The following is a 17,847-nucleotide window of genomic DNA, read 5'->3' as shown; positions in this document are numbered from 1 at the left end:
GATCAGCGGGTCCAGACTGGTTCGGTTTCTGGGGGTCGGCGTAGGACGTCCATTGCTCGGTCTATGGCTACCGCGTCCAGTTCTGGGGGGAGTAGGCCGGCGTCGCGGATGTGCGCCAATAGGTCCGGGTCCGGGGCCAGGTGGTGGTGTTCCAGGTAGTACGCGATGGTGTCCGGCCAGATCCAGGTGCCGTCGGTGCGGAGGCTCATTGGGACGACCGTGCCGCGAGTGGGGTCGACGACGTCGTCCAGTGTGGCCGTCGTGATCATCAGGGCAGTACCGGCGCGTAGGTAGTCGAGGATCTGGCCGCGTTCAGCCTCGTTGTCCATCCGAGGGTGGTCCGGGGCGAAGCTCGGGCCGGAAATCGGGTCCACCGCGTCGAAAACCCGCGCCACCGTGATTTCCGGCGTCTCGGTAGCAGCCCACAGGAGCGCGCCGTAAGCGCGGGCCGCGCGCTGGTACGTGGGCACCGGGCCGACGACCGGGGTGACCTCGACCTGCGGAGCCGCTTCACCGGCGGCGATGAGCGCTTGCTGCAGGCGAGCGGTGAGCGCGGGCAGGTCGTCATCGTCGGCTTCGACGACATAGACCGCTCGCGGCGGCGGGTACGGTGCGCCATCCGGGGACATTCGCCATGCACGCCACATTCCGTGCGCGGCCGGCTCTCCACTGAGGACTTCGATCAGTGCTGCCACGACGGAATCGTCGTTGGAGCCACCGGAATCCGGTGGCTCGGCGCTGAACTGCCACACCAGCGGTGGATCGTCGATCACGGGTTCGATGCCTTGCAGGATGTCCAGCGATGCACCCTCCGTCTCGAAGACGGTCGCGAGCACGCCCAAATCCCCTTCGGTGAGCGGCAGGACGTACCGCGTGGCGGTGGATGCCACCGCGCGGGCAACCTCGTCGAGCCGGTCGTCCGCGAGCCAGGCACGAGCCTGCGTGACCAACTCGTCCGGTGCGAATCCGGCCTGCCGTAAAAGTACTTCGTGCATGGCGGCCGTTACGTCCGCTTTCTGGTCAGGTGTGGTCATTTCCTTCTCCTCGGCACGTTGTCGGTACCAAAACTTGTGGGCCTGCTCCGCCCGGTGTCACCGCAAATCCGGCGCGCCTCAATCCCCGTCACCAACACCATTGGACTCGTCCCACGCGAATGGATCCTCGTCATCCTCATAATCGGCAGACCAGTGATCCAAAACCACCTCACGACCACTCCACGCCTCCCCCCAATCCTTTTTGTTAACCCCGAACCCCTGCTCATTCACCCATTCCAGTCCTGCCTGCGCCGTCTTGGCCTTTCCCGCCGTTTCAGCCAGCAGAACCCACTCCTTCAACCCCTCCTTACCTGCCCCCGGCCGCCGAACCTTCTTCTCTTTCCCAGTCACAGCAAGCCACGCCTCCCCCCAAAGGTTGTTCCCAACCCCGAGCCCCTGTCCACGCGCCCATTCCCGTCCTTCCGCAGCCGTCTTGGCCCCTCCCTCCTCTTTAGCCCGCCTCACCCACTCCTCCAACCACTTAGACCGCTCAACCCGGTTCTCCTTCCCAACCACAGCACGCCACACCTTCCCCCAAACGTTTTTCCCACCCCCGAACCCCTGTCCACGCGCCCATTCCCATCCTGCCTTCGCCGTCTTGGCCCCTCCCTCCTCTTTAGCCCGCCTCACCCACTCCTCCAACTCGTTCTTATCTCTCCCACGCCGCCCAACCCGCTTCACCGTCCCCGCATCAGCATCCTGCTGCCCAGACGCCACCACACCCCCCACAGCCGCCCCCTGGTGGCCAGCGGCCTGGACCGTCGACAGCCCAGTCTGCGACTCATCCGGATACACCTCCCCCGCCCCCCGCTCCGAGGCCCCACCCCCCACCGGCCGGCGCTGCCCGACACCCCCAACAGACGACGACACACCCTCAACACCACGCACCGGCAATCGAACAGTACGCCGCAAATCCGGCGCGCCCTCCAAACCCGCCTCCCGCACCCTCGCCGCCAGCTCTTCAGCACGCGTCGCGGCCGCAATCGCCGCTAGCTCGGCCAGACCATCCCGCGATGCCCGATGCAACGCGACCGCAACCTGATCCACCACCAAATCAAACGCCACCCGCTCCGGCGGCTTCACACCCACAGACACCGGAGCGAACAAGAGCGGACTCACGAGCTCCTCAGCAGCCAATCGCAACCTCGCCACCTCGACCTCCGACAAACCCTTCAACTCGGCAAACCTCCCCCAATCCACCGGCAACAAACCCAGAACGCCAGCAACATCCCCCTCACCGCTCTTGCTCCCCGTCCACCTGATCACCGCGGGCGGTGCTCCGTTGACGTAGCGGGGCGGCGCCGAGCCGTTCACCGCGGCACGCAATTCCGGACCCGACCTCCACAGCTGTTGGCCCTCGGAGCCCAGCAGGTACCAGTGCCCGGTGCCCAGCCCGTCGACGAACTCCGGCAACAACTTGCCGTCCTCGGCGACCGAGACCTTCGTGGCATGAACAAGCTGGTCTGCGGTTTGAACCACATCGACCCTCGCTGTCCACACTCGCATGTGCAGCGCGCGGGCGAAGCGCTCCGCGAACGTCAATCTGCCCGGCCCTAGTCGCCGATGCGCGCCGCACCCCAGCAACGCGACTGCCGCTCCCGGGACGAAACGCCGGTCTTCTCGCACCTCGTCGACGAAGACTTCGGGCGTCACCTTCCTACCGTCCCGCAACACCGCCCGCCCGTCGGGCGTTACGTGCACACCGACGATCTGGGTGTCGTCCGGCAAAACGGGTGCCGACTCCGCGGCCTGCTCGATCGTCTCGGTGGAATCGCCGGGCCCCCGGAACAGCAGCGGTTCCGGTCGTGGTGAACGGGTCAGTTCGGTGGGCGGCTCGACTGGCCGCGGCCGGCTTCCGTCCGCCCGGTGCAGCATCCACTTCGGCCCCCGGCCTCGGTTTACCCGTGCCAGCACATCCGCGCCGGTACTTCGCAGCTCGGTGACCTCGGCATTGGGGATGACCGTGCCGTCGTGCCCGAGCACCAGCAGCGGCCGACTGCCTTCGGGAACAGCGGCGGCGTGATGCGGCGACCGCGTCCATCTGCTGTATTCGGCGGTTTCGGTCGCCCCCTGGATCGGAAGACTCACCGGCGCGCTGCGCACACCCCAACGGAAGTCGAATCCTGGCGCGGTCCCCGCCTGCACCGAAGAGCCGGAACTTGCCAGCGCTGAAACAAGATCCGCACCAGGAAGCTGCCGCATGCCGCCCGCGGCCGACAACAGGTACCAGTGCCCTGCTGTCGCGGACCGGACCTCGCCGCCGAGTCTTGCTTCGGCCCATTCGCTCCACGTCGGCAACCCGCTTCGGACGAACGACAAATCGCCGGTGACAACTCGGCCATCAGCGGAATGCCACACCTCATGGTCGGCCGCGATCACGTCCACACCGAGGATGTCACGCAGCTGAGCCGCCTCGGCCAGGTCGAGCGATCCGTCAGTTCCCACCAGCACGATCGGCCGCCTGGCCCAGCCAGGTAGCTGCTCGATTCGCGCGGCCAGCTCGGGCACCGTGAGGTTGTCACCGGATGCGGTCAGCCCGACCACCAGGTGGCCCCCGACCTTGGGCAGCAGCGCCGCCGCATCCTGGTCGTCGGCGTTGGGTGTCCAGACGTCCGGCAGTGCGGCCGGTGCCGGGGCCGGCGCGCTGGCCGGCGGTGACGGCTCAGGCGACGGTCCGGGCAGGTTGTTCGCCGCCGCCTGGGCGGACTCCACGGCGAAGTACCCGCCGTTGTCGATGGTCACCTCGACTTCGGCTGGTTTTCCCGGCAGGGCGCCAAAAAGAGTGCGATGCCCGGTCTTATCGGTGAGCGTGTAGATCGCCTTGCCCGCCCGGTAGAGATGGTAGGTGCCCTTCATCTCGGCGGTGACCTCTAGGGCATTGCCGCCGGTGGAAACCTGGACGCGCGGCTTCGACCTGCTGCCCGATACCCCGCCCGACGGGTCGAGTGTGCTGCTCTCGCCGGGAAGGAGCATGTCCCCGGCCAGGTTGCCGGATTTACCGCTCTTTGCCTTGGAACCGCTGCCCTGCACCATGGCCAGACCGGGCAAAGTCGCGCTGCTGTTGCTGGTGTCCGTTTGGGTGACTTCCCGCTCGGTTTTCTGCTCGTGGGTCAGCCCGCCGGTCGCGGTGAAGGAGTTGACGTACTCGACCTCGGCGAACCGCAGGCGCACCACGAGACCGTGCTCGTCGTCCCAGACCATCCCGGTCTCGACCATGGCGGGGAAGAGCACCGGGCCGTCCAGCAGTTCCTGCGTCATCGCGGTCAAGCCTTCTTCTCCACCGAGCTGCCACAGCAGTTGCGCCGGCAGGGTGGCCGGGCGGACCCAGCCGCTGCCGGCGGGGGCCTGCATCGACGGTTCCGAACTCGCCGGGTCGGCGTCGTTGGTCGCCTGCTGCGTTGTATGCGCCAGCGCCGCAGTCAGCCAGGGGAACAGTCGCTCGCTTCCGGGCAGTGCCAGCGGGATCACGTCGATCCCATGCAGATCCTGCGGTAGCGATCCCAGTTCCACCGCGCCTCCGACGGGCACGGGCCGGCCGCTGATCCGCACCGGGCGCGGCGCCGGCGGCGTGGTCGTGGTCAGGCCCCCTGGGATGGTGAACAGGGCCGTGCCATCGCTGGTGAACCGCCGTTGCTCCGGTGTGCGGGTGTCGTCCCGCATCGCCGACCACATTTCGACACCCCGCCTCGGCGCGGTCAGCAGCAGGTTGTTCAGCACCGCGTTCGGAGTCCACGACCGATACATCTCGACCTGGAACCAGGTCGGCCAGGTGTAGGAGTAGGAGGTCTCGTCCTCCGCTGCCAGCCGTCGCTTGAGCGCATCGCTGTCGGTGTCGCGTTGGCTTCGTGACCATTCCTTGCCGTAGCCCGCGTCCGGGTGCGCGCCCGCCCGGCGCAGTTTGCCGTTGAAGCTGCGGGCTACGAGAACACTTCCGATAAGGCCGCCGCCGCTCGACCGGGATTCGGTTTGCGCCCGTTTCTCGGTGTTCTGGAAGAAAGTGTCGGACTTGAACTCCGTGTTCGGCGTGGCCTGAGCGTCCGGCGCGTACCGTGCGCGAACGACGAACTCGATCGTCTCGGTGCCGCCCAGATACGGCCGGGCGGCCAGCAACGACGTCCCGGATGTCGTCCCCTGGCCGAACCGGGCACCCAGTGCGGTCGACGACGCCAGTGTTTCCACGGACCCGCCGATCCCGGTCGGCACCTCCAGCCAGAGTCCCGTACCGAAACCGGGAGCATGGTCGGAGATCATGCTCTTGATCAGCGGGGCGACCTCGTGCGCATTGGAGATCTCGGTGACGATGGTCGGGCCGAGCGCAGCGCCGGAAAGTACGAACTCCGGAGGATAGCGCACCTCGGTCGCCGGTTTCGGCTTCGCCGCCACCCCGGCGGGCAGGTCGAGGTGCCGGGTCTGCGGTGGCTGTCCTTCCGCGTCCGGTTCCCGAGCCGGGTTGGTGTGCAGTCGCTGTGCGACGGCGTCCGCGAGCAGGAATTCGACGCCGCCGTTGACCGCGATCTGCTCGGTTTCCGCCGCCGCGTCCGATTCCCCGTAGCTGGTGATCTCGAACACGGCATGCGCCCGGTAAAGGTGGGTCGCGCCGCGTGTCTTGCCGGTCCGTCGGCGTGCGGTGCCAAGACCGTAGGTGGTTCCCTTCTCCTGACTGAAGGTTCCTCGGCCGGTGAACGACGGGGCCACGTGGGCTCGTTTGCCGGATTTGCTCCCGAACTGCATCAGCGTGGGGACGCGGAAACGTCCCTCGCCGCCTATTCCTCTCGTTTCCTGACCGTCGAGCTTCAGCCCGCCCTCGGCGACCCCTTCCAGACTGAGCTTGTCCGAAACGGTGTCGATCGGATGGGCGTCGAACAGCCGCAGCCGCACCCGGCCGCCGGTGATGGGCAGCCCGCCGGGTGCCAGCAGCTGGTCGAGGGGCGCTGCCAGCGGGTCCTCTGGGTCCGGTGTTGCGTCGTGTTGTTTCGAGCCCGCAAGGTTGTGCAGGATGTCTTCGATGGGCTCGCTGAGCACCGTGGACGGTGTTGCCACGCCCTGCGGCATGAGGAATTCGACGTTCACCTGGAACGGGTTGTCGTCCTGGTCGGCGTAGTCGAAGTCTCGGATGACCGTACCGAGGTTCGTCAGATCACCTTGCGGGGTGGTGGGTGCCAGTGGCTCCGGAACCAGCACGCGCGCCCAGCCATCGATCGTGGAACTGCCGGTCGTCGTGGCTCTGCTGGACGTCGAGGCACCGCCGGAACTCCGGGCACTGTCCGAGTCACTGTCGGATGTCGAGGAATTGTCGGACAGAGTGGTGAGCTCGACGTCGCCGTTGTTCGGCGCATCAGACCGGTTTGCCCGCCCGCGGAACAGGCCTAGCCAGCGGTACCACGGCTCCAGCTGCACCGTCTGCGCCTCGGTCTGCTCGGTCTGCGACTCCGGCTGCTCGGTCTCCGGGGTGGTGGCCTTCGTCGAAACGGAGATCGACCAGGTCACCTGCCGGTCGAAGGTGACTGCGGGCCCTTTGTACTTCGCGCGTCGGTTGACCTTGTAACTCTGCGCGGCGGTGCTGCTGTACCCGTGTGAGAACTGGGCTGACGCGCCGAAGAGGAAGCCTATGTTGCGCCAGAAATCCTTGCGCTTGGTGCCGATCGCGGCCCCCGACTCGACGCCGATCCGCTGCTGCGTGCCGGCTTTCGCCTTGATCTCGCCGCGGATGGCGTTCTTCGCGGTGAAGTCCACGGTGGCCTTCTCGACCTTGCCGGTGCCGATCAGCGCACCCAGTTCCGGCCTGACCTTGATCGTCACCAGCTGATCACCGACCCGGATCGTCTTGGTGACATCGCGCAACTCTCCGTTGAACAAGCCGAACAGCGCGGACGCGCCGAAAACCGAGGACAACTGCGTCTCGACGAGCGCCCGCTTGTCGTGGGTCAGCGACGCGAGCTCGTTCCCCGCCGACTCGCGCAGCCTTCGGCGCACTTCCGGAAGCACCCGTTCGATTCCCGGCGCCCGGTCCACCACACCGCCGCCGGTGCTCTTGCCGGCCGCGAGCATGTCGGGCTGCCGGGGCTCGCCCGCGGGAATCGTGATCTCCGGACGCTTGCTGTAGTCGGCCAGGATCGACAGTGCGAGTTGCTCGGCGGTTTCGTTCTCCAGTCGGGCGTCAACTCTTCCGTCCGAGGTTTCGACCAGTGTTCGGGGAATGTCCGGACGCACTCTTTCGACCAGGTCACGGAAGTTCTGGCGCTGCCGTAGTCCATCCGGCACCGTCGGGCTTTCGTGCGGCGCGTCTTGCTCCTCGGCGATCTGCCGGGCGGAGTGTGCCGTGGAAATCTCTTCGAGCCGGGCGAAGTCGTCCGCGGACATCCACAGGAACACTTTCTCCGCACCGGTATCCGAGCCTTCCAGCATCGGATCCGTGGAGTACCGCTCAACCCGCACATCCAGCGTCGCCTCCACCAGGACGGCATCGCTCTCGATGCTGGTGGCGCTCTTCTTCCCGGCGCTGATGCCCAGAACCTGCGTCAGCGACTCGCCCGATCCCGCCGAACCGGACACCGTGAAGGGTGTGATCGTGGTGTAGGAGCCGAGGCCGCGTCGTTTCTCGTTGACATCGGCGACGAATCCAGGCCCCACCATCACCGAGGCTTCGGCGTTTGCAGACTGTGTCTCGCTGGTGTCAAATTTCGTGTCGCTACCGGCATTCTGCCCCAAATTCACGGCCGGAACGACGCGGCTGTCAACCCGCCGCACCGAGCGCAGCTCCGCGGACACCTCCAGCGACAGCGTGTTCAGCGTCGCGCCCGGCAACCGCAACGGGCTTGGCCGGTAACCGCCACCGGTGATCTCCTCGAACTTCACGATCGCCTTGTCTTCGGCCAACTCCCGCGACACCGAATCACGGACACCGACGCCTACTTCCGGCAGTGGCAACTTGGCGAGAACCTGCTGACGAATTCGCCGCATGGCGGCCGCTTGTGGCACGGCGAACACCTCGTGCAGGGCTGAGGCCGGAAGGGGCAGCACTGGATCGTCCGGGCCGGGCTTGGTGGTGGCGGGTGGCACATCCTCCCCGTCGTAGCAGATCAGTGCCACATCGGTGATCTCGTCGGTCCGGTACGTCTCCGGCGGGTTCTCTCCTTCCCGCACGTCGATGACGAACCGACCGTCGACGACGAAATTACGCTCGGGAACCCGGCTGCTCAGCCCGCGCGAAAATTCCGTTGCCGATACGAGGCTGCGTTGCTCGCTCTTCCCCATTGAGGGCCGCACGGAGGGGTTGAAGATTACGTTGCGAACCGCGCCCTTGGCCGCCGCGCCCACCATGTTGGGCACGACACCGAGCATGCCGAACTGGGGGCTCTGTTCCTGCCCGACAGTCAGGCCCGCGTCGGCGTAGCGAATGCCATACTCGAGGACTCCGTCGGCCTGCGGCAGGCGCACGGGCGTCGACGCGGTGCGTTCGAACTTCAGGTGCAGCTCGCGGGAGCCGACCTCGATCCGGATGCCTTCGTCGGCCAGACGCCGCAGGGTTCGCGTGAGCTTGGCGTCGGAGAACAGCTCCTCGATCGCAGCTCGGGCGGGTTCCCGCAAATCTTCCGGTAGGGCGGTAAGAACGTCCTCGGGGTCGATATTGCCGGGCTGCCAGATCTTGCCGCTGCCCATCGCACCGTCGGCGGCGTAGGGCGGCAGGTCGACCTGCCGGACCGTCACGTCGGCGCGGTCTGCCGCGATACGGGCTTGGGTCACGGCCTTGGTGGCGGTCTTGGCCGCTTCCGCAGTGGCGCCACGCTCGTTTTCGGCCCGGGCAATTGCCTCGGCGGTGCGTTCACTCGCTTCTTGATCCGCCGTTTCCAGTTGCTCGATCCGCTCCCGCACAGCGGTGAACTCTGCGGCAGCGGTCTCCACGCGCACCTCCGCGCGCGCCTCCGCGTCGGCGCGCTGGGCAAGCAGCAGCGCATCCGGCACAGGTCCCTGGTTCTCGTGCTGGTTTCGCAGTAGCTGCGCCCGCTCGCGGGACGCCCTTAAAAATCCGCGCCGTTTCTGAATCAAGTTCTGCCGAGCCGCATCGAGTTCCAAGCGCAATTCTTCCTGCCGCTGCCTGGCCGCCGTCAGGTCTTGCTGCGCCGCCGTCAACTTCTCGGCTTGCTGCCGAGCACGCTCGACACTCGCCGCGGCCGAGGTGGTCTCGTCGGTCGCCGTCTTGAGCAACGCGTCGGTCTCGGCGGAGTCGGCGGCCGTGACGGTGGTGGGCGGCGCCTCCGGCGCGGGCGCATCCAGCATGCTGTAGATCTGGGTGAGTTGGTCATCAGCCGCCGTGATGTTGCTGCGCGCTCGGGCCACTTTCCCGATGTGGTCGGAATTCCGCAGCGATGCCAGGTCGGGCCGCGGCTCCGTGCGGAACCGCGCCGACTCCGCGCGCAGGTGCACCCAGTTAGGACTCAGCCCGGCCTGGCCCAGCGGCAAGAAAACGTCAGCGGGGGCCTGTCCTGGTTGCCAATCGCCCTTCCGGGTCGTCTCCCAGCTGCCCTGCGAATAGTTAGGACGCATCTTGGAGTGCTCATCCAAATACCCGCCACCAACCATGGTGGCAAACGGCATGGTCGCCGGACCGAACCACACGATGCCCCGCGTCCAGATCGCCTCAGCATCCAATGCCCCATCCAACTCCCGCGCGAACTCCTCCGAGATCCCACAGGCATACAGCCGGATCGACCGCCGCCCGCCCATTCTCGACCGAATCAAATCAGCCAGCTGCCGGGCATCCGCACTCTCGCCGCCGATAAGCACTCCACCGCGCCCATCGCCTTTCACCACCACCGCCAACCGGCCATCCTCAACCGGCAAACCACGCGCTGCAGCACGAGTGTCCTCGTCCAAATCGGACGGTGACACCATAATCCCCGCCGGAATCTCCTCTGCGCCCGAACCCAACACCCGGTCAGACCGAGTCGTATTCCAGGTGCCAAAACCATTGGTCTCCGGACCGAACACCATGTCCGGCGTCCAGATGACCTCAGCATCCAACGCCCCATCCAACTCCCTCGCGAATCGCTCCGAGACCTCACCGGCATACAGCCGGATCGACCTCTTCCCGACCATTCCCGCTCGAATCAAATCAGCCAACTGCCGGACATCCGCACTCTCGCCGCCGATAAGCACTCCACCGCGCCCATCGCCTTTCAAAAACACCGCCAACCGGCCATCCTCAACCGGAAAACCACGCGCTACAGCACGAACATCCTCGTCCAAATCGGACGACATCATAATCCCCGACTCAACAACCACAGCCGGCTTAACAGCCTCAGCCGCCACGCCCCCCGACAAACTCCCGGCAGCAGACCCACCAGCAAACGAAGACCCTCCCCCACCAGACAGCGACTCCGCCACTTCGGCTGCCTCCCGCGACCACTGCTCAGCCGCCCGCATTCCCTTCAGATGCGAGGAAATCCAGCGCAGATCAGCCGGAGTCCAGCCCTCCTGCTGCACCATCGCCCTCGCTATCCCGACCCCGGCACGCACATCCGGACGGAAATCCGCCGGCAACGCCGCCAAATGCCCCTCCATACGCCCAACCAACCCCGCCAACTCAACAACCACATCCGGCGCATCCCCCGGCGAACTCACATCAGAAGACCCACCACGCAATTCCGGACCCGACCGCCGTAGCAACTGCCCCTCAGCACCCAGCACCTCCGCAATCACACCCGGCGCCTCCTCCAGGCGCTGCCCGGCACGCCGCTCGGCCGTGCGGTTCATCGAGATGAGGCTGCTTTCGTCACCCCGAAACCAGAGATCGGCCTCAAAAAGATTCCTCGGGATTGCCTCCGGTTTTCCTATCTGCGGAAACCCATAAAAGTGCGCGGGCGCGAGCAAGACGATAGCCCGACCTTGGGGAATCGCCCCCCCGTCGTCATATGTGCGCGACGGCCGGATTCTGCAGTCGTCGGTGAACTGCTGCAGTATCTGTTCCGCCGTGCCGCTATAGTACGTAACGGACTCGTCATAGGCGTTGACACCCATCTGACGGAGCCACTCTTCCATCGTCAGCGGACGCGCAGCGTGATCGTCGCCGTTGGCACTGATGGCCCAGTCCAGCACCCAAAACCTCGGCCCGGAAGGGGTATGCTCCGTGACCATCGGCGCGACGTGAAAGCGATGTTCCACTTTCGCGGGAGTGCCCGGCGACGCACCTTCTGCATATGGGGAATAAAAGCTCAGATCGGGATCAGTGCGGGCAACGAAGATTTTCATCGGAGAGGCGCCCATTCGCACCAGGTCCATCACCCAGGCATGCGCTCGGATCCAGCAGCCGTCTTCGGGGTGATCATAACGAATCGACGTTCTGCCTAGGGAATAGTTTTCGAATGTGGTGTTCTTCAGCTTCCGGTGCCACTCGATTATCTGCGCCATCGAAGTGGGCGGCGAAATGACGTCACCCAAGACGTTCCCGATCACTTCGTGATAATCACTCCGCAGCTGGATCAAGTCTGTTCGCAAGTCCGAGCCGAACTGGGCGTTGTAAGCCAATTGCACCGCCCAAGTCTTGCGTAGCTCACGGTCCAGCGCACGCATCAGGCGCATCGCGGCCTCGAAAGACTGCTCCCGCACCACAGGATCGGACGCCCCCAAGCCTGTGGACACGTGCCCACGAACCGCAGCCGCGTACTCGAACACATCCCGCCGGAGGTGCGGCGTGTAGCCGAGTCCCGGCGGCACCGACGTAAACGGCGGCTCGGGGTCACCGGTGTCAGGGGAATCAGGCCGCATTCCCAACAACTGTGCCGCATACGCGGCATCCTCCCGGCCGAGGACATCGGCCAACACCGAATCCAGCTCCCGGCCGGTATGCGCCTGGAACTCCCGGTATAGTCCCTCGACTGCGACCCGCTTTCCCCGCACCGAGCGCAATGCATCCATTACCGAGTCGACATCAATGTCCTTCTGCGACAACAGCTTGTCCAACGTTGAAGCCCGCCACTGCGCCACCGACCCGAAATCCTCCGGCCGGATGGCGGCAAGCGTCGGCGAACCCGCATCCGCCGCCCCCGGGCGGAAACCGTATGCGCGCGTGCTCTCTTCCAGCTGCGCCAGATGCCGCGGCAACAGCCGACCACCACGACTACCCGACCGCATAACGCTTTCGTCGCCATACACCCGGTTCCGGCGCGGTATCGCGATCCGCTGGTTCTTGGACACCGGCATGTCGTCCCGATGGAACACACCCCGGTCATCGTATCCGGGCCAACGCTGTTGCGGGGTTTCATCCAGAATTCCCAGGTAAAGCCCCAAGATCTGGGCGAGCTCCGCATGGCTTACCTGCATGCTGCCGTCCTGGGAGATCGCCTGGTGCGCATTTTCCGGATCGTCCGGGAACTCGACCCGCACATGGAACTGCTCGCCCGACGGAAACCGATAACCCTGGTTGAAATACCGATCAGCCGCGGCGCGTAACTTCTCAACGACCGTCGCGCGATCGATGGACCCCATAAGCGAGTCGTTTTCCAGGAAAAATTTGAGGGTGTACTCCTGAACCCAGCGCCCCTCCACCTTGATTCGCCGCACGTCGTATCGCACCAACTGCTCGGTTCCTACGATAGACCTTGGGGTGCTGTTACCCGCCACTTCCCACAATTCGGACTGAACCGAGAAGTCCGGCTTAGCCTGCCGCACTTTCTCCCACTGGTCACGTCGCAAGGGAACCGGCTCGGGATCGAACCACGAAGCGGTCTTCGCCCGACTACGCAGCCACGAAGGATCTGTTGATGGAATATCAACGGTCTCCGCCGCAGTCACCGCCTGCTTCGCCGCCCCACCGAAGCCAGCGCCCCCCTCGACCGGAGCCGCCATCCCGGGAGGCACCGTCGCGGCCGTCAGAACCGGCCTCCCACCATCCGCAATGAGCCTGAAATCCCCGGTCCCCGCCCCAGAACCACCACGCCCGGATCCGTCGTCCAACGACCTGTCCCGCGCGCCGACAAAGAAGTTTCTCGGCCCATCCGCCGCTACCCCCCGCCCCTCAACCGCATCCAACCGCGACACCACATCGGCCAACCCACCCCGCGACCACACCAACCCACCAAACCCCGCACCGAAATCAGCCCCCGGCCCGTCAACACGTTGCCGCTTCGCCGGAGGCTCCACAGCCTCCCGCTTACGCTGATCAGATCTTTCGGGCCCGGATCCGGCACCCGCGGGCTGCTGACCACCACCGGAGCCACCAGCGGACCACTCCAGCCTTCGCCTTACATTCGCCTGGTGCTTCTCAAGCGCACCCAAATACGAATTCACCCAAGCAGGCCTCGGCTCCGACGGCGGCACATCCGCCGGAGCCGCAAGTCGACTGGAAACCCTAGGCACCGCCCCAAAACCACCGCGCCCGGATCCGGCCCCCGCAGACTGCCGACCACCACCGGAGCCACCAGCGGACGACCCCAGCCTTAGCCTCGCCTGGTACCGATCAAACGCACCCATCAACGAACTCAACACAGCAGCCCTCGACTCCGACGGCCGCACATCCTCCGGAGCCGCAAGTCGACCGGAATCCCCAGTCCCCGCCTCAGAACCACCACGCCCGGATCCACCCTGCTGGCCAGGGCCTCCGCCCCGAAGCCCGGGCCGGTTCTCCGGCCTGCGCTCCGACAGAGCCCACCCCGGGTCCACCGTCCCCAGCACGAACCCCAACTCCGTGGCGTACCTCTCCAGACGCTCACCCCGCCACCGCATCGTCACATGCTCATGAGCGACCAAGCGGGCAATGACCTCAGCGACATCACGGTCACCGGTCAGGTTGGTCTCGCCCACCACGCCACGGACCAACTCCAACGCCGCAGTGAACTCCGGATCACCCGACCCGTAAATGTCGCTGAGCTCCGCCGAAGCGGCATGGATCTCCGCCGGGGTGGTCAACGGCGTACGGGGACGCCCGCGCTTCGCCGACGGCGCGTACGACGGGTCAACGAACTCTGGCCGCAGTGCCCGGCGACCGCGCAAGATCTCCAAAGCGTCGGCGACCACAGTGGCTCGCCGCTCCCGCACTCGCTTCTCGATCACCTCGAACACCGCGTCATAACTTCCATCGGCCAGCAACCGATCGGTGTCGCCGTGGCGAATCAGGATGTCCCGCGCCATCCTGCCCGGGACATTGTCTTCGGCGACCTCCGGCACCTGCGGCGTGGGCGCCGGTTCGATGGCATCCCGGTCCCGGTCCCGGTCGTCCTGATCGTCCGAACGAGTCTTCTCGTCAAAGCTCTCCGCCGCGGTCTTCTCGCCGCGGGTCTCCGCCGCGGTCTTCTCCTCAAAGTTCTCCGGTGCGGTCTTCTCACTGCCAGTCGCCGGCAGACCCTTCCCACTCCAGCGACCAAACCAGTCCCGCGGGTTCCACGAACGACCAAACCAGTCCCCCGGATTCCACGAACCAGCAAACCAGGCCCCCGGATTCCACGAGTTCGACGAACCCGGATCCGGCTGCACCCCCAGCAGCTCGGCCACCAACAACGCGATCTCGCGCGCCCGGTCACCTTGCCGGGGCTGGCGAAGCAGCAACTCATACAACCCCAGCAACGTTTCCGGCCCATACCTACCCGTCAACGCCAACTGATCAACCCGGCCCGGCAAGATCATGTTCAACCACATGAACGACGAGATCCCCGCGTTGGCCAACCGCAGATCCTTCTTCGGCTTACCCGCATACGCCCGCAACTTCCCCGGCAACGCCTCCGGATCCCCCAACAACCCCGCATACACCCGCAAATCCGGATCAGCAGCAACCAACATCGCCAACAACTCACGCCGCGACCCCGGCTTCGAACCCGACCCGGACTCCACACCCGGCCCCGGTGTGCGACCGCCACCAACCTTCTCCACCACCGACGACGACTCCACCGCCCGCGACGAGTCAGCACCGTCACCGACACCCGCGGCCGCCGTCACCTCCCGCGCCCCACCAGAACGGGAACCATCACCGACCCGGCCCGGCATCCCCGGACCCACCGTCCCAGCGGTCAGCGGCGGCTTCCCATCCGGCACACCGCGGCCCGACGACCCCGACCCCGCCGCCAACACACCCGGCCCACCAGCCGTACCCGACCCACCACTGGTCCCAGCCGACCCGGCCGACGTCCCACCAGACGTACCCGCACCTGACCCCACCGGCGCAGAACCCGAGACGGCCCCCGCCGAAGTGCCCCCAGCCGTAGCGGCCGTAACGGCCCCGGGGGCACCCGAGGTACCCGCCGCAGGAACCTGCGACACCGGGGCGGTCGCCGGCGCCTGGCCGGAACCCTGACCCGTCCCCGAACCAGAACCCGACCCGGTGCCAGCGGCCGCAGCCGGAACCTGGATCGGTGTCGAGGTCGCGGCGTCGCGGCCACCATCAGTGCCGGAATCGACCGCGGCATGAGAAACGCCCGGAGCATCAACACCCCACGGCGCCGGCGCGCCGGTGTCCTTGGTGGCCGGGACACCAGAAAGAATCCGCGCCGACGTCGACTCACCACCAAGTTCACCGCCAGGCACGCTGGTCGACTCACCACCGCGATCACGACCAGCCACACTGGCCGACTCGCCACCGCGATCGCTGATTGACTCGGACCCGGGCTCCCCCACGCCATCGGGTTGACCGGTGGGCTCACCGGTGGGCTCGGAGCTCGGGTTGGCCTGATTGTGGGTGACAACCTCACCGGCATTGGGCGCCGCCCCGGAACCTGCCCCGTGGGACTCGGACTGCGCGGAACCACCCAACCCGTCGTTCCCGGGGGTCCGGGCGGAATGCGTGACGACCTCGCCCGGGCTGCCATCACCGATGGCGCCTGACTGCGGAACATCCGGCCCCGACGGAACCTGCCGATGACCTTCCGACACCCGCTGCTGCCCGCCACCAGACTCTTCCCGGACAGCCTCAGACCGTCCCGGATCACCCGGCGTGGCCGAGACCCGGGCATCCGGCTGCCCCGGCCGCGACGCAACAGCACCCACCGGATCCACCACAGCCTTGGTGTCCGACCCACCCCCAGCAGCACCGACCCGCTCACCCGGCACACCCCGGCCACCAGAGGTCTCCCCACCCCCAGACACAGCACCAGAACCCCCGGGAACACTGATGTGGCGGGGCTCGCCCACCGAGGCGGAGCTGTGCTCGTCGCCAGGCTGGTACTGGCCGTTGCCCGGCAACACGGCATCCCGCCCACCGCCAGAACCACTGGAGTCGCTGGAATCGCCCTGACCGGAGGAGTGGGCGGAAATAGCCGGTGGGACGGCGGTTCCACCGGCCAACAACCCCAGCCCCGGCCCACCATCGCTGCCGCTGCCGAACTCGCTGCTGAACTCGCTGCCGGCGTCGTCCGCGTCCTCGCCACTGCCGCCGCCGGACTCGCTGCCGACGTCGTCGCCGTCCTCGCCACTGCCGTAACCGGACTCACTGCCCGCGTCGTCCGCGTCCTCGCCGCCGTAACCGGACTCACCGCTACCGCCGCCGGACTCGCTGCTGCCACTGCCAAATTCGCTGCTGCCGCCGCCGGACTCGCTGCTGTCGCTGCCGAACTCGCTTGTGGCGTCGTCCGCGTCCTCGTCGCTGCCGTAGCCGCTGTCAGCATCCTCATCGCCCGGGACATGCTTGTTGGCTTCCTGGTCCAACACCAACCCGCTCAGACCTGCCCCCGCCTTCTCCCCCGCGATCTCAGCCACCCCCGAAGCCGCACCCGCAGTGAACGCCGCCGGGTTGAACGCGAAATCGCCCAAAATCCCGGTCGCGACCATCTCGGTAACACCCTCATGCAGACCCTCACCACCGATCCGCGCCCACGGACTGGCAAACCACCCATCCACCGCACCCGCATCCCCGCCCGCATGCTTCACCCAATCCTTGATCGCACCCTTCAACTTCGGCAGCGCCCCCATCGCCCCGAACGACAACACCGACCCCACCGCCGCGATCACCGCGGCACTCTCGTAATGCTTCCCGTCATGCTCCTCGCGGGTGCCCTTCCCGATCTGGATCTGCTGACCCAGCCACACCACACCCAACTGCTGCCCGAAACTCACCGCCAGCATGCCCAGAATCTCCACCGGAACACGCGGCACACTCGCCATCCGCCGCGCCATCCACGTCACAGCCTTCTCCACAACCACCTTGTGCATGAACGCCTGCGACATAAACCACGTCTGAACCCCAGGAACCCAAAACCACTGCACAAAAAACTCAAACTCAACCGCCAGCAACGCCAACTGAATCAACACCACCAGCTTAAGAAACTCCACCTCCATCGCGATCTGATCCAACGCATCAGCCATCAACTCAAAATGATCAGCCGCCGCATCCAAATAATTCGACGAACCATCCACAAACGGCGCCATCCGCGCCGCAAAAGCCCGCTCCGACGCCCCCGCAAAACCCGACGACCGAATCCCCTCAACCGCCGCCTGCACATCCACCCGCAACCGCCGCAAACGCCCCGCATGCGACCGCCACACCGCCGCCAACTCCCGCACCTTATCCTCATTAACAGGCGGCGGCTCATCCCCCGTAAGCCAATAGGACAGCTGGCGCTCAAACTCACTGAACATGATCGCCATAGCTACCCCTTTAACTTACCTACACACCAACCCAGTACTCGCGCCAACTACGTCGACGCAGCCGAGCCGGCATCACCATCGTCTTCGTCGGCAACACCGGCACACAAAATTCGGTCACCTCGATCCCGGCCGGCCACCCGGCACCACGTCACGCCTCGCACAACAAAAACACGACTCCTTCAAGCAGCAAAGTTCACCGAACAACTCGAGTTCAGGAAGATGTCACTTTCGATTTATATGCGCGCGA

General features: G+C 66.1%; 2 protein-coding genes. Both read right to left on the bottom strand.

The annotated features are described in order from the left end of the window. Nucleotides 1–2 precede the first annotated feature (2 nt). Nucleotides 3–1,034 carry a hypothetical protein gene (locus tag AC07EQ_RS24090; RefSeq protein WP_478390156.1) on the bottom strand — a complete coding sequence of 344 codons (1,032 nt, stop codon included), beginning with the start codon at nucleotides 1,032–1,034 and terminating at the stop codon, nucleotides 3–5. A 78-nt stretch (nucleotides 1,035–1,112) separates the two neighbouring features. Continuing rightward, a complete protein-coding gene (locus AC07EQ_RS24085; protein ID WP_478390155.1) occupies nucleotides 1,113–17,600 on the bottom strand; it encodes a protein-glutamine glutaminase family protein in 16,488 nt (5,495 codons plus the stop codon). Between the last annotated feature and the right edge of the window lie 247 nt (nucleotides 17,601–17,847).

The organism is Saccharopolyspora sp. NPDC045839 (genome assembly GCF_056431645.1).
The sequence above is the reverse complement of the archived record's forward strand: the minus strand, read 5'-3'. Positions and strand labels throughout refer to the sequence as shown.